7 protein-coding genes are annotated in these 13577 nt (G+C 52.8%); 2 read left to right on the top strand and 5 right to left on the bottom strand.

Annotated elements, in window-relative coordinates:
- Positions 1-94 precede the first annotated feature (94 nt).
- The 3 genes from AB1L42_RS16525 to thyX form a co-directional block, all read right to left on the bottom strand.
- Positions 95-1561 carry a sulfatase gene (locus tag AB1L42_RS16525; RefSeq protein ID WP_367058236.1) on the bottom strand — a complete coding sequence of 489 codons (1467 nt, stop codon included), beginning with the start codon at positions 1559-1561 and terminating at the stop codon, positions 95-97.
- 208 nt (positions 1562-1769) lie between these two features.
- Positions 1770-3188: a zinc-ribbon domain-containing protein gene (locus AB1L42_RS16520; RefSeq protein WP_367058233.1), complete on the bottom strand. Its 1419-nt coding sequence runs from the start codon at positions 3186-3188 to the stop codon at positions 1770-1772.
- 31 nt (positions 3189-3219) lie between these two features.
- A complete protein-coding gene (gene thyX / locus AB1L42_RS16515) occupies positions 3220-4140 on the bottom strand; it encodes an FAD-dependent thymidylate synthase (RefSeq protein WP_367058230.1) in 921 nt (306 codons plus the stop codon).
- 204 nt (positions 4141-4344) lie between these two features.
- Between thyX and AB1L42_RS16510 the strand changes: the two genes are divergently transcribed.
- Positions 4345-5568, top strand: a complete 1224-nt coding sequence (locus AB1L42_RS16510) for an FAD-binding oxidoreductase (RefSeq protein WP_367058227.1) — start codon at positions 4345-4347, stop codon at positions 5566-5568.
- A gap of 116 nt (positions 5569-5684) precedes the next feature.
- Positions 5685-6755 carry an S-methyl-5-thioribose-1-phosphate isomerase gene (gene mtnA, locus AB1L42_RS16505; protein ID WP_367058224.1) on the top strand — a complete coding sequence of 357 codons (1071 nt, stop codon included), beginning with the start codon at positions 5685-5687 and terminating at the stop codon, positions 6753-6755.
- A gap of 588 nt (positions 6756-7343) precedes the next feature.
- On the opposite strand, the gene AB1L42_RS16500 is transcribed toward mtnA, so the two are convergent.
- The gene (locus tag AB1L42_RS16500; RefSeq protein WP_367058221.1) at positions 7344-7952 is read right to left on the bottom strand and encodes a hypothetical protein; all 609 of its coding nucleotides are present in this window, start codon (positions 7950-7952) and stop codon (positions 7344-7346) included.
- 269 nt (positions 7953-8221) lie between these two features.
- The gene (locus tag AB1L42_RS16495; protein WP_367058218.1) at positions 8222-13570 is read right to left on the bottom strand and encodes a hypothetical protein; all 5349 of its coding nucleotides are present in this window, start codon (positions 13568-13570) and stop codon (positions 8222-8224) included.
- Positions 13571-13577 lie beyond the last annotated feature (7 nt).

Below are 13577 nucleotides of genomic sequence, written 5' to 3'. Positions count from 1 at the left end.
GATCTTACCTGTGCACTCGCTTGCGCTCTTTCACACGATAAAAGGCTGTGCTTACTCGAGCGCACCAAATGAAGACATGCTCTAATACTGCAGACTACCTCCGCTTCTGGCTCTCGTACTCAGCGATTGGCTTGGTTCCTTCTTCTGTCAGAAGCGGATCATTCGTTTCTTTCCGCCAGTTCATGAGCGCATCCTGCATCCGAGTGAGTTGCGATTGATATTCAGGCAACTCGGCGAGGTTTCGGAATTCCCAGGGGTCAGCCTCCAAGTCGTAGAGTTCAAACTCGGTGGGGGCGGCGTAGGTTTCGAAACCTTGCTTCACTTCAGAAGGGACCGATTCTTGCTTGCTGAATCGAGCAGCTTTGTCACCATCGATTCCTTGCGAAGGACTTCTGGAGTCCCAGAGAAGATTGTGAATCAACTTGAACCGCTGGTCGCGGATGGCTCTTCGCGGGAAAAATGGAGTTGATCCGTGATAGTGGAATTCGGCAGCGAGGAATGAACGCCACGATGGATCGTTTCCAGTCAGAACAGGTCGAAGCGATTTGCCTTGGATATTCTCGGGCTGATCGACGGAAGTTGCATCGAGGATCGTCGGCAGAATATCAACAGTGCTGACGAACGAAGACGATCGCGGAATTTGCTGCATTTGTGGCCAAGAAACGAGGAACGGAACGCGTAAGCCAGCTTCGTAGCAAGTCGTTTTGCCTCGATCGAACGGAGGGCCGTGGTCTCCGACAAAGATGACGAGTGTTTCACCGCTCTTTCCGGAGTCTTCGAGCTTTTGCATCAGTAGTCCGATGCCGTCATCGAGCCGGAGGACTGTGTTGTAATAACCGGTGACCCGTTTCATCTGTTCGGGAGTGTCGATCTGTTGAAACGGAAAAGGTGGAACTTCTCCAACTTTCTTAGGAGTCTTGGGATGTCCGTTCAACTGGTCCGGAAAATACCGCTCATTGCTTTGCCGACTTGAACGTGCAACATGAGGGTCGGTGTAATTCACCATCAGAAAAAACGGTCCATCTTCATTCATGAACGGTGCCACGGTATCAGCGATCTTTTCAACGTCGCGGCCATCGACTCGGTATCGCTCATCAAATGGGAATGATGATTCAGGACCGACGTGCAGTTTCCCGATAATCCCGGTGCGATAGCCGGCATTCTTCAGTAGAACGGGAATCGTCTGTTTCTGAACGTAATCGTGAAGTTGAAAACCAACATCTGCATTGAGGAGGCCATATTGCCCATTCGTATGCGGATACATTCCCGAGAACATGCTGCTGCGCGACGGGCTGCAGGATGCTTGGGTGACGTAAGCTGTCTCGAACAGAGTTCCAGATTCAGCGAGTCGATCGAGGTGGGGCGTTTGAATTGCAGTCTCGCCGTAGCAGCCGAGTTGCAGGCCGAGATCGTCAGCTGTGATCAGCAGCACGTTTGGACGTTCTTCGGCATTTGCATTTTGTAACTGCGATGAACACGCGAGGACAAATCCCGCGATAAGCAGCAGGATCGACTGTGACGACAGCTTCCCGCTTTGTAAGGAAATCAAAGACAACAGCATGTGATGCGCTCTCTGTGTTGATGAGAATTGGCGGAGGGATGTTGTTCGCGTTTCAGCGGTCGGACTGAGTGAGCGATGAAGACACGTTAATCACTCAGTCGACGAACGAAGCGAACGAATTCCATTCTGCGCAGACGCTGACGGATTCACAAGGACTGATGAGTGTTGAAAGTCGCCACGAGAGGACAATGGTCAAAAGCGTCCGATGCTAAGGCAGCGGAATTCCACCGGGAAGAGCCATGTCGTCCGGCTCGTCTTCCCAGAAATCATCTTCGTCGTCGTACTCATCTTCGTCCATTTCGATGCCAAGAACGGAGTCGACGCGACGTACCAGCATGGGGGTAAAGAATTCGATTTCTGAGGCGAAGTCACGTGTGATTCCGCTGTTGATCGAGAAGTCCCCGTAGAACTGGCTTCCACTGCTGCTCAAGCTGATGGAGTCCAGCACATCTTCCATTTTATAAACGAAAGAGCGAGCCTGAACGGTTAGCACAAAGGCCATATTCTCAAGGTCTTGTTTGTGTGCTTCAAGTGCTTCTTTCGCGAGTCTGATCCCCTCTTCACCTTCTTCGACAGCCTCCTGCGCACTCGCAGCGTCTCCGAAATCGACGGTGAATTTCGCGGTGATATCACTTCTAAAGTTAAACACAAGCAGCGTGTTGAGGACGGATTCGGAATCAATCGAGATGTCCTCGGAGAGAAACTGGCTTGGATCGGCTCCAAAGTTGGCATCTGGTGAGATCGATCCCATGATGAGATGACCATACGAGGGCAGGAATGCGAACTGTCCAGCCACAGCACAGACACCATTGGCATCGATTGATTTTTCAATCATTTGTCGTTGACCGACCACCAGAGTCTGCTCATCAGCAACCATTCGGGAGAAGCCATCTGCATGATCGAAGATGGTCTTGCCGGCGTAAGTTGACGGAGTCACTTCGCCTTTCATTGTTGAGGGATCGATCGGTGCTTTGGTGCGGACCAGCACAATCGGAGTCGTCTCCGTTGCTGACGTTCCCACGACGATCGAATCGATTTGATCGATCTCAACTCCTGAAAGCGTTCGCAAACGCGTTTCGAGCGTCCGCCAGAATTCACTGCTTCGTACCGGTCGCAGAACAGCCGACTTCCAGACGTCGTCGACCTGCAACTCAACATAGCTTTCCATGTCGCTCGGAAGCCAGGCGAACCGTGCTTCGTCGACGGCTCCCAGCGACGTGGCTGCCAGATACAAAGCCCCTCCGATCAGGCTGATCATCAGCAACCCACCCGCAAAGATGGCGACGATGACGCCGACGGGGAGTTTGTCGGAGTCTCTCTTTTTCCCTTTTCCCTTTTTGGATTTCTTGCCAGATGACTTCTTGCTGGCAGATTTCGATTTACTCGATTTCACTGAGTGAATCGGTGTTCCGTAGTCTTCCCACTCATCATCGAAGCCTTCATCGGAACTGTCATCGAAGAATCCACCGTCGTCCCATTCTTCATCGTCAGCCGTCGAAGAACTGAGCTTCGCAACGAAGACTTCCCGACACTTGGGGCACCGCACCTTTGATCCGAGTCTCGACTCGTCCTTAAGGTTGAGCGATGCTCCACACTGTGAGCATGTGACAGTGAATGACTTTGCCATAGTAGCGGGACCCTGTGGGTAGGGAGTCTTTTCAACCGTTGTCGGAAGTTTTGGCGAGAAGTCCCATCTGCGTGAGTTTGTGACGACACTCATCTCGCTCACGCGAACGGCTCAACTCTTTCCACGTTGGATGCTGACACTCCAGAAAGACCGCGAGGTCATAGGGAGCGGTCAATTCGTTGGCTGCAGCGTATTCGTTGAGTCGTTGAATGACTTCGACATCCAACCCGGTCAGGAACATCGCGTTCTGGCGGTAGTCCTGGAATGCTTCCCAAGCGATGGGGAACAATGGTTGGACAATCTCTTCGCCGATGGTTGTTGCGTACTGTCGGATCTCCAGTTGAGCGTGGGAATCCATTCGCAGAGCGAGAAAATGCAACAGGTTGTGAAGGTCGACCTTCCAGTAGGCTTCCGTATAAGTCGACAGGGGAAGGTCCTTGCGGGCCTGTTCCCGAGCGATGCCAGCGTCGATGCGCTCTTGATAGAGCTTGCGGGCGGCTTCCTGAAATTCTGCTTCGGAGGCAGTCAGTTCGGCTCCGGGCTTTTCGTCGAGAAAGCCTGCGCTGCCTTGCCGGTTAACAGTCGCTTGGGTTCTCCATTCGTCGGGGGCAGTTGTTTGAGCCGAGTCGATGGCGACGGAGTATCGCGTGCTGTACTCGTTGACATTGGCTGTGCGGTGACGGATCCATTGTCGCCAGCAATCCATTGGCGAGCGGACAAGCAGTTTGACTTCCGCCATCTCAAATGGAGTGGTGTGTCGGTGACGCAGCAGGTAGCGGATCAATGTTCGATCGTCGGAGACTTTCCGTGTGCCGGCGCCGTAGCTGACGCGGGCCGCCTGGACGATGGAACCGTCGTCGCCCATGCAGTCGACGAGGCAGACGAAGCCATCATTGAGAACTGGAAACTTTTCCCATCGAAGACGATCAATTTCAGAAGCGTTTGCAGACATGGAATTCCTTGTGGCTGCATCACGCAGCAGGTCGATTCTTGTTCAAAACCGGATTATGAGTTGCACGAAGTCTGCTTTCAATCTCTGCTTCTTCGCGATTCTGATGCTTTGGGAATCTTCATCGATCGATCACACTTGAACTCTGCCAGTGCAGTAGTCATTGTCTGAGGTCCAAAATCCCGTCCCTCCAGCAGAATTTACGCCGTGTCTGATTCCGAATGGACCCCGACAACAGTCGCCGAATTGAGTCGATTCATTGGCGAAAACGCACGTGCTGAGAAGTCGCCCATCATTCCTGTGGGAGGAAGAACCGCACTCGGCATTGGAGGACGTGTTCCGACGGAATCTCAATACCTGTCGACGGTTGAGTTGAATCAGATTCTGGACTACCCCGCCCGAGACATGACGATCACCGTCGAGGCGGGAATCCGGATGGAAGCTCTGCAGGAGGTGCTGCGGGAGCAAAATCAAACTCTGCCGATCGAAACCGCCCATGCTTCGCGAGCTACGCTCGGAGGTGCCATCGCCTCAAATGCATCCGGTCCCTCTCGGTTTGGAAACGGAACCTTTCGGGACTATGTAATTGGAATTTCGGCCGTCGACGGTCAGGGACGTCTGTTTTCGGCAGGTGGAAGAGTCGTCAAGAATGTGGCTGGGTATGACCTGTGCAAGCTTCTGGTCGGATCACTCGGAACGCTCGCTGTCATCACCAGCGTGACACTCAAGCTTCGCCCACTTCCGGAGCAGAAGCGAGTTGTCATTGGAGCATTTGCGCCAGGCACCATCGAGCCTGTTCTCGCGCAGCTCAACAAGTCAGCGACCCGTCCGACAGTTTTAGACGTCCTGAATTCAAAGTGTGCCTGGCAGGTTCAGAGAGAGTTTCCTCGTGAATTACCCGATGGAGCTTCTCTCGTCTGGCTGGGCTACGAAGGAGCTGAGTCCGAAATCAATTGGCAAATCGAAACGGTTCGAGACGAATTAGGCAACTTCTCACCACTGGAATTGATTGTTCCGGAGGAAAGCGAGGTCGACAAAATGTGGACCGCGCTCGTGGAATTCCAGACGACATCGGATGACCCCGCGACGTTTCAGGCTCGATTACTTCCGAGTCGGTGTGAAGCATTTCTGGATCTCTGCACGAAGCACGATGTGGCAGCTCAAGTGCATGCTGGAGATGGTGTCGTGATCGGTCATTTGTCCGATGAACATTCAAATCTCGAAGCGGCCAGTAAAGTGGTGTCGACTCTGCGGCGTTTTGCCGAAGACTCAAGTGGCGCGTTGACAATTTTGTCATGCGATCCAGACTGGAAGCAAGAACTGTCGATTTTCGGTCGCCTTCCAGCGAGTTGGAAATTGATGGAAGAAATCAAGAAGAAACTCGATCCCGATTCGGTCTTCAGTCCGGGACGGCTGTTCGATCACGCATAAAGAACCGAGTAAGTGCCAAGTGCTTTCATGTTGGCGGTTGGCGGAAGGTCCATCATTTCCAGGTCCGATAAACTCCAAATCATTTGAAGAGTGCGAAAGCAGATAAGAGAAGAACGATGACGACTCCCCCAAAAACAATGCGATGGAACGGTGGACCTGATGGCTGGTTGACAATGATCGACCAAACGCTGTTGCCGACCGAATTCAAGGAAATCAACTGCAAGACCGTCGAAGAAGTGTGGGAAGCAATCAAAATGCTTCGCGTGCGTGGCGCTCCTGCGATTGGATGCGCCGCTGCTTATGGTGTCGTTATCGGTCTGCAACAGAACATCGATGCATCGGCTAGCCGCGACGAATTCGATCGTCGGCTGAAAGAAGTCACTGCTTATCTCGCCACGAGTCGACCGACGGCTGTCAACTTGTTCTGGGCACTCGATCGGATGCAGGATGTCGGCCTCGCAAACTCTTCACTCTCCTCGCAGGAACTTCATCAGAGATTGCTCGCAGAGGCGAAGGCGATCGAAGAGGAAGATCGGGCGATGTGTGCTGCGATTGGTCAGCATGGGGCGAAGTTGATTGAGAAGGGAACGAGCATTCTGACTCACTGCAATGCTGGTGGACTGGCGACTGCAGGTGATGGGACCGCTTTGGCTGTGATGTTCGCAGCAGCTGCGCAAGGCAAAGAGATTCAGGTTTACGCCGACGAAACGCGACCGCTGCTACAAGGGGCGCGACTGACAACCTGGGAACTTCAGCAACGAGATATTCCGGTGACGCTCATCTGCGATTCCATGGCTGGCCAGGTCATGAAAGAGAAGCGAGTTCAAGCGGTCATTACCGGAGCAGACCGCATCGCGGCCAACGGCGACGCCTGCAACAAAATCGGAACGTATTCCGTGGCACTTCTAGCGAAGGCCCACAACATTCCATTCTATGTTGCTGCTCCTTCAAGCACTTTCGATTTGTCTCTGGCGACCGGGGATGAGATTCCAATCGAAGAGCGACAACCTGAAGAAATCACAAACGGAATGGGGAAGCAGACAGCTCCCGAATCAACCCGTGTTTACAATCCAGCGTTCGATGTGACGCCTGCAGAACTGATCTCCGCAATCATTACCGAACACGGAATCATCCAACCGGTCACTACGGAGCAGGTGCGATCGCAAATCGGAAAGACGAATCGCTGAATTGACTCGCCCGGCATTGACGTGAACAATTGATCGGAGCGCTCTTCGTCTTTCTCCGCTCGAATGTTGAAGAACTGTTCGAGGATTCTGGGTTTGGTGTGCAGGATCTCGCACGACCAAGCACAGCCTCTTATCTTGTGAAACAACGCAAGCGAGTGCACAGGAAAGAGCAACTTGCTCTAGTGTGATAGTTTGAGGAGAATCTCTTGATCGACTGGCAAAGCATCATCTCAATCGCGATTGTTTCACTCGCAGTGTTGATCCTGTGCCGGGAGGTGTATCAGTTCTTCACGAGCCATTCAGGCGGCGGGTGTTTTGGGTGCTCGAAATGTCCCAGTTCCACCGCCGCTGAAAGTCCCAACGATCTTGTGCAACTCGATCTCGATCCCGGCAGGGGACGGAGCCATTCCGAAGAGACGAAAAAAGTTTCTTTGTGATTGCGGGCTTTTGTCGTGTATCACATCCTTGAAGAGCGGAATTCAGCGTAGAGCATCTTCAGATTTGGACTGCTCTGTCTCGCACGAGCAAACGCAGCCTTTTTACTGAATCTAACAGCACAGGTGAGTGCACGGAAAAGAGCAACTTTTTCTAGTCGACGATGTGAGCTTCCAGCAGAAGATATGTAAATCGCTGATGGTCGCCATCCGAAAGTTGTTCGCTCGCTGAGATGAGTTTGACCTGGCCCGATCTGATGCTGCAGCTCGTCGAAAGTGTCAGAGAGACCGTGCGTGGGCTCTGCAATTCTTCAACATCTTCGTTTCGTTCGAGCCGGGTCTGCTCGAATTCGAGTTGGAAGTTGATTTGATCTTCAAAAACTCTGGGAATGAAGGAGACGATCGTCCCGACATCTTCGATGGTGTAGACCTTTTGAGCCCCTCCGGGTGTCATCGTCATTCCACTGCCGACGCGTTCTTTGGCTCCAATCTGGACCACTGATCGAAGTCCTTCGACGGACGTCGTCCGCACTCGGGTCAAGTGTTTCAGTTCATTCGAATTGGTCGCGTTTTGAATGACTGCGAGAAGGCCGTTCCGATCGAGTTTTTCATCGGTCAGTAGGGAATTCTGATCTGTCGTTTCGAAGAGTGTAAATTCGGCCGTGATCAGTCGCCGGGGCTCCTCCCCCCAACCAGGAGCGGAACAGAGCAAGAGAAAAAACAAGCAGTAGCAAGCACGAAGGGGCTGTTTGTATTCCCGCATCAATTCATTCCTCGTACGCGATCAAGGTTTTGTTCGATGTTGTTTCCGTCGTCAAACGATCAACTGAGTGATCCACCGAATGCATTCAGCATGCCGAATGAGAGGCATCTTGCAAGTCTCTGCATCTCTGCCAGGACGTTATGAATCCAACTGACCGAGAAGCCAGTTAGAGCGTTTTCTGGTTTTGTATGCGCGATCTCGCACGAGCAAGCACAGCCTTTTAACTTATGAAAGTGTGCAAGCGAGTGCATAGGAAAGAGCAACTTGCTTTAGTCGATTTGAGTTTTCTCACCCGCTCCGAACTCCATTCGCGAGAGACCCGCTGGCGTGTACCACGAGGTTGTGATCATGGAGAGTCCCGCAGAGACATCTTCCAGATAGCGAGTGGTCGGTGTCAATTGGGAAAGGGTTCGTAGTAACTGGCTGGTCTCCACTTGTCTCGTGCTGTCGCGAGTCACTCGATAGACACCCAGATGCGGATCAGTCTCGTCACGGTCTTCGTTCTGAGTGACATTCGATTCGACATCGAGGAAAAGGAGATGCGCCCCCTTGAGTTGTCCCATCCAGTCGACAAACAATTCGCTCGAGATGAGACTGTCGAGTTCGCTGCGAATCTGTTCGGGGTCTCCTTTTCCAATCAGCTGGCTGCGGCCTCCTGTCGCGAGAACAAAGCGATTTTCGTCGAGAAAACGGTATTCCTGACCTGCATAGAAAATGAGAACCACGTCATTCGTCACGGACTGGTCCATTCCAATTCGTCCACGCCCCTGGTCGATTTCTGCACTGATCAGCGAGAATAATCCGTTGAGAGTGGAGACTTGCAGTGCTCTTCCCGTCAACGGGTATTCACGGACAACAGAAAACGAAGGGGAGGAACACTCACCATCCAGACAAGTGATCGACAGCGATTCCCGCATCCGCGAGATCAGTCGTTCGCTGTCTTCCAGAGTTGGTGTTTCCTCTTCGGTTGTCAGCATCACGACATGGAGCGACTGCTCAGTGATGGGATTGGCACAGTCAATCGTCAACTCGCGCGTCGAGTTCTGATCAGAAGGGCCGCCCAGAAGTTCGAGTCGCAACGCATTCGAGTTTCTGTTGAGTGTGATCGGAGCGCTGAACGTCCAGAGTGATTCGTTATCTTCCGACTGCACCAATGGAGCGATTTCCTGAAGGAAGTCATTCAACCAGACGCGGACGAGCATCGGGCTGTCCATCGGAGAATCCAACTCGACGTGACCATGGATCTGAGTCGTTGGTTTGTCGAGGGAAACAGACTCCTTGACGGGAGCCGAAACTGCCAGATCACCAACGGAGTCGATGCGGATCAATGTCGGACGCGGAATGCGGGTGACAACGAGTCGGATCGGTTCAGATTGCTGTCCGTCCTGATCAATGGCTGCGAGACGAATTTCATTCACACTATCGAGCAGCGGAATCGTCGCCTGATATTCTTTCTTCTCGGCATCGTAGCTCACCGTTCCGTCGATTTGATAAATGTCGTTGACGGCAATGACATCGTTGACTTCGGATTCAGTTTGAACTCGAAATCGAACGACGACCTCAGATTCCGAAGTTTGCGTTTCCGTTTCCGGAGAAAGAACTGTGACAACTGGTGGCGGGACTTGTTCCGGTGGAGTGACGACGATTTCTTTCCATGGAGTTCGCGATCGACCATCTTCATTCAGCAGACTGAGTTCGATTGAGTTGGACGAATCCGGAATCAGTGAGACTCCGCGGACTTCCGCTGCCCAGGTGTCTCGGTCGATGTTCATCAAGGAGACATCCATTCCGCGAATCAAAACGCCATTCACCAGGACCTGAACTCCACTTTCCCGAACAGGGAGTTCTTCGGGAGTCTGGAACATCGCTTTCAATGACCGCAGAAACGGTTCGGTTTCGTTCTCGGTCAGGATCACTTCTGAAATCTTGGGTGGACGTCGATAGTCGATGACAACTGGATCCGATTCCTGACTTCCCCCCCATTCGTTTTCAATCACAAGCGACAAGCGTTGCGATCCTGGGTTGAGTGGGATCGTCAAGCGCGTTCGATCTCCGTCGATAGCGACGTTGGTCGGTTGTACGGTTTCTCCGTTGAGTGTGACTCGATACGTTTCCGCATGCGTTTTCTCGGTAGTTGAAGCTTCGGGGCGAAACGTAACGGAGACTGCTTGAGAGTGGTCATCGGAATTCAAAACGAGACGTCCAGTTGGGGCGTCCTGTTCTTCCGAGATGTCGAATTGTCCATCCAGTGGGACGCCTTGAACAGCTTCAATGACGGGAACACTTGGGATGGGAGTGTAGTTGACCACCAGAATTGAGCGACCGGTGAGTCCGGTCGTGGTTGTTCCTTCGATGACGATTTCATTCTCGCCGGGAGTGAGTTGAACCTTTTGTTCAAACTTGGCGGAGCGCGAAACACCCGCTTCGAACTCACCCGTCTTCGTTTCCGATTTTGGCGTTCGCAGGATGACAGAGTTGAGTTCGGTGTCAGCGTTCACTTCTCCAGAGAGGGTGATTTCCGAGGACTGGACTGAAATGGATCCAACTCGTGGACCAAGATCAATGACGCTTTGATCGGTCAACAGTTCCTTGAGTGTGACTGAAGGAGGGATTGTCGAAACAGGCTTCTTGAACTCGATGATGGTGGCGACAGTTGCTCGATCGGCTGATGGCTGGCTGTCTTGGGGATCTTCGTTAGTGGCCACGATTTCAATTCGGTTCAATCCTTCCTCAAGAGTGATGGGGATTGTGTGCAGGCCCTGGTCGAACGGCTTATTGACGACGGTTTGTTGTGAGCCGAGCCCATCAATTCGAGTGATTGTGACCTGAGATTGCCCTGCCTGATTCGTTTGAAGATTGAACATCAGATCGACTTCAGGTTGGTCGGTCGTTTCTGGAGTCGGGGCGAGAACGAGAACCGGAGCAGGGACCTGATAGCGGACAGGGATCGAGTCTTTGAAGACTCGTGGTGAATACTCTCGTGAGATCACATTCGCGTTGAGATTCGCGATGCCACTCATCCAGCCTTCGGTTGGAAACTGAATTGTCCATTCGCGAACACCTGATTGCACGATGGTCCCCGGAAGCTTTGTTCCACTTGAGAACTCAAGCTGAGCATTCACGGAGCCGATGGCTTCAACTGGAAACGGACTGCGAACTCTAAGAATCGCTGTGACATTTTTGTCGCGAATCAGCCAGATCCCCTTTTCATTGGGGGGAACCGTGTTTCCCTCGGACGTTCGGAGTTCGAGAGAAAGCTGGGCTGGGGGAGGCGGTTGACGCTGAGGAATTTGTTCATTCTCAAAGAGGGCGCGAATCAATCCCGGACGATGAAAGCGTTCTCGGTATTCGGAGATTTCCGCGAACCGGGCGACGCTGTCCGCGTCGCTGGTGTTGAAGTGCCAACCGAGGAACGTTTCTGCTTCTCTTCGACTACTTTCGAAAACTCCCACAGGATGCCAACCGATCCAGTCGAGTTTGTTCGGATTCGTCTGGCTGGGAACAATCAACAGCGAGAAGAGCGGTTTCTTTTCTTTGATCGCATCCCCGACTTCGACGGGGCTTTGCTGTCGATCGGTAATGAGTTCGAAGCTCATGCCCGGCGGAAACAGATGCACGAGTTCGTAGAATTCATCTACTGAGTCGAGGCTGACACGTTCTCCGGAGACTTCAACGGCTTCGACTCGCTCTCCGACTTCGAAGTTGGCGAATGGCTTCTGAAAGACGATATCACCGTCTTGCGAATGGACCGACAGAATTTGATTTCCGTTTCGAATCAGTCCATGGTCGCTGGGCGAGACTTCGCCGAGTTGGAAGACGTGAATCGCCCCTGAGTCCGTTCCGACCGCAAGCAATCGCTGATCGCCGAGAACGTCAATCGAGACGATGCGTCCCTCAACGCCTCGCATGCGGCGGCGTAGTTCTCCAGTCTCCAGGTCGTACAAGTCGAATCTCGGTTCTGCACCTTCCAGCCACGCGACGAGCGCCACTTGATCGGTAGTCGCGGTAGTCAGAATACGAACTGGTCGATCATTGAATCGGCAGAGTGAGAGGTCTTTCGTCTGGCCGCCGGTGCGTAACGTCAATTTGTCGCTTGTCAGTGATTCAGGAGTCAGTTCGGTGCGAGATTGGGCAGAAGCTGAGTATCGCTGCCAGTTGTTCTGGTCGTTTGTGATTTTCCCGGTTGTCAGCTCAAAGACGATCGGCCCACGGCTTGTGTCTGAAATTCGCAAACCGACATCGTCTCCGCGACGAACAAATTCAGCGGACTGAAATCGCACCTGCGAAGCTGCAAGAAGTTGGAAGGGCTGCGAGAGTTCGCCTTGCGAACTCATCTGCATGACTGAAATCCGTTGACCGGTTGAGTCGACGACTGCGACGTCACCATCCGACGAAGCTGTCAGAATGGGATTCTTCGGATGGCCTCTCCAGACTGGAACATTTTGCAGAGACGGGGATCGACTGGTTTTAGCGACGACGCTGTATTGAGGATTGTCAGTTCCGAATTGCCCGGCGAGTGCGACTGTCGCTTGCAATGATCCCGGAATGTGATCGATGGCATAGGCCAAAGTGCGATTGGGAAGATTGACTTGCGGCTGAAACTGAATGGAGGCCACGGCGTTACCAGCTGTCGGGACTGTGATTGATCCAATGCTGCACTGACCAGTGCGACGATTGACTGCGGAGATTTCCAGCTTGCCTGTCAGAGATCTTCCTCCAGCGAGGGCAATCCAGTCCTGATTGTTAGTCAGTCGAGCCCAGCGGTTGGTCGCGGGTGTCCAGACAAACAGGCCCGCTTCGTTGTCGAAGGGGAAACAGATGCCGATTTGCAGCGGTTGCGATACGTTACTCTCTTGTGAGACAAACAACTGAGGGACAGCGTTCTGTGATGGAGGTTGGATTCCTAACTGTTGACGAATGCTCGGGATTTGCAGTGTTTCGAAAATGGACTGTTGGCTGGCAACATCCCAAACGCGAATCTCCGGTCCAAACTCCTCACCAAAGTTTGTTCCCAACTCAACATCTGCCAGCGAAACGAGAGTCGGTGCGGAGCTTGTTCCATTCGAAGCATTTCCAGAAGGAACAAACTCCAGGGCGGTGACAGTGCCAGCGTGACCTTCGAGTCGAACGGCATCGCGAGTTTGAGTGTTGAAAACGTAGATCACTCCTTCGGCGAGACGTTGGGATGACGAGAGAGCACTTCCCGGCCAGATAAACCCTTCGTCTTTCACACCGGATGTGTCCAACCGTGCTCCGCGCCCGCCCATCGCGATCCACAATCCGTCATCAGAAATCGCGACAGCACTTAATGCTCCGTCGAGTCCGCCGTGAATCGGGACGCGATAACTCTCTGACGGGGAGTACTCAAACTTTTGGTTGACCTTCTTCCAGACGTGAACTTGCTTGTCCCAACTGGCAGCGTAAAGCCGCTCTCCATCTGGGGAGAACGCGATGTCCGAGACTTGATCGATCGGCCCGTTGAGAGTGGTCCGCAGAATGGGTTTGTCGTCTCCAACGGCCACATCCGCGATTGGAAAAACGTTCCCAATGCTGATGAAACAGAGCCAGAGACAGGCTGGAACGAGACGATTGGCGGGAAAATGGAGAGACGATGACATAGCGACT

Source organism: Thalassoglobus sp. JC818 (assembly GCF_040717535.1).
In the GTDB taxonomy this organism is placed as follows: domain Bacteria; phylum Planctomycetota; class Planctomycetia; order Planctomycetales; family Planctomycetaceae; genus Thalassoglobus.
This window is presented reverse-complemented; position numbering and strand designations above follow the sequence as displayed.

Bases quoted from the DNA above. Each gene is read 5' to 3' on its own strand.
- AB1L42_RS16525 (WP_367058236.1), bottom strand. From the start codon at position 1,561: ATGCTGTTGTCTTTGATTTCCTTACAAAGCGGGAAGCTGTCGTCACAG.
- AB1L42_RS16520 (WP_367058233.1), bottom strand. From the start codon at position 3,188: ATGGCAAAGTCATTCACTGTCACATGCTCACAGTGTGGAGCATCGCTC.
- thyX (WP_367058230.1), bottom strand. From the start codon at position 4,140: ATGTCTGCAAACGCTTCTGAAATTGATCGTCTTCGATGGGAAAAGTTT.
- mtnA (WP_367058224.1), top strand. From the start codon at position 5,685: ATGACGACTCCCCCAAAAACAATGCGATGGAACGGTGGACCTGATGGC.
- AB1L42_RS16500 (WP_367058221.1), bottom strand. From the start codon at position 7,952: ATGCGGGAATACAAACAGCCCCTTCGTGCTTGCTACTGCTTGTTTTTT.
- AB1L42_RS16495 (WP_367058218.1), bottom strand. From the start codon at position 13,570: ATGTCATCGTCTCTCCATTTTCCCGCCAATCGTCTCGTTCCAGCCTGT.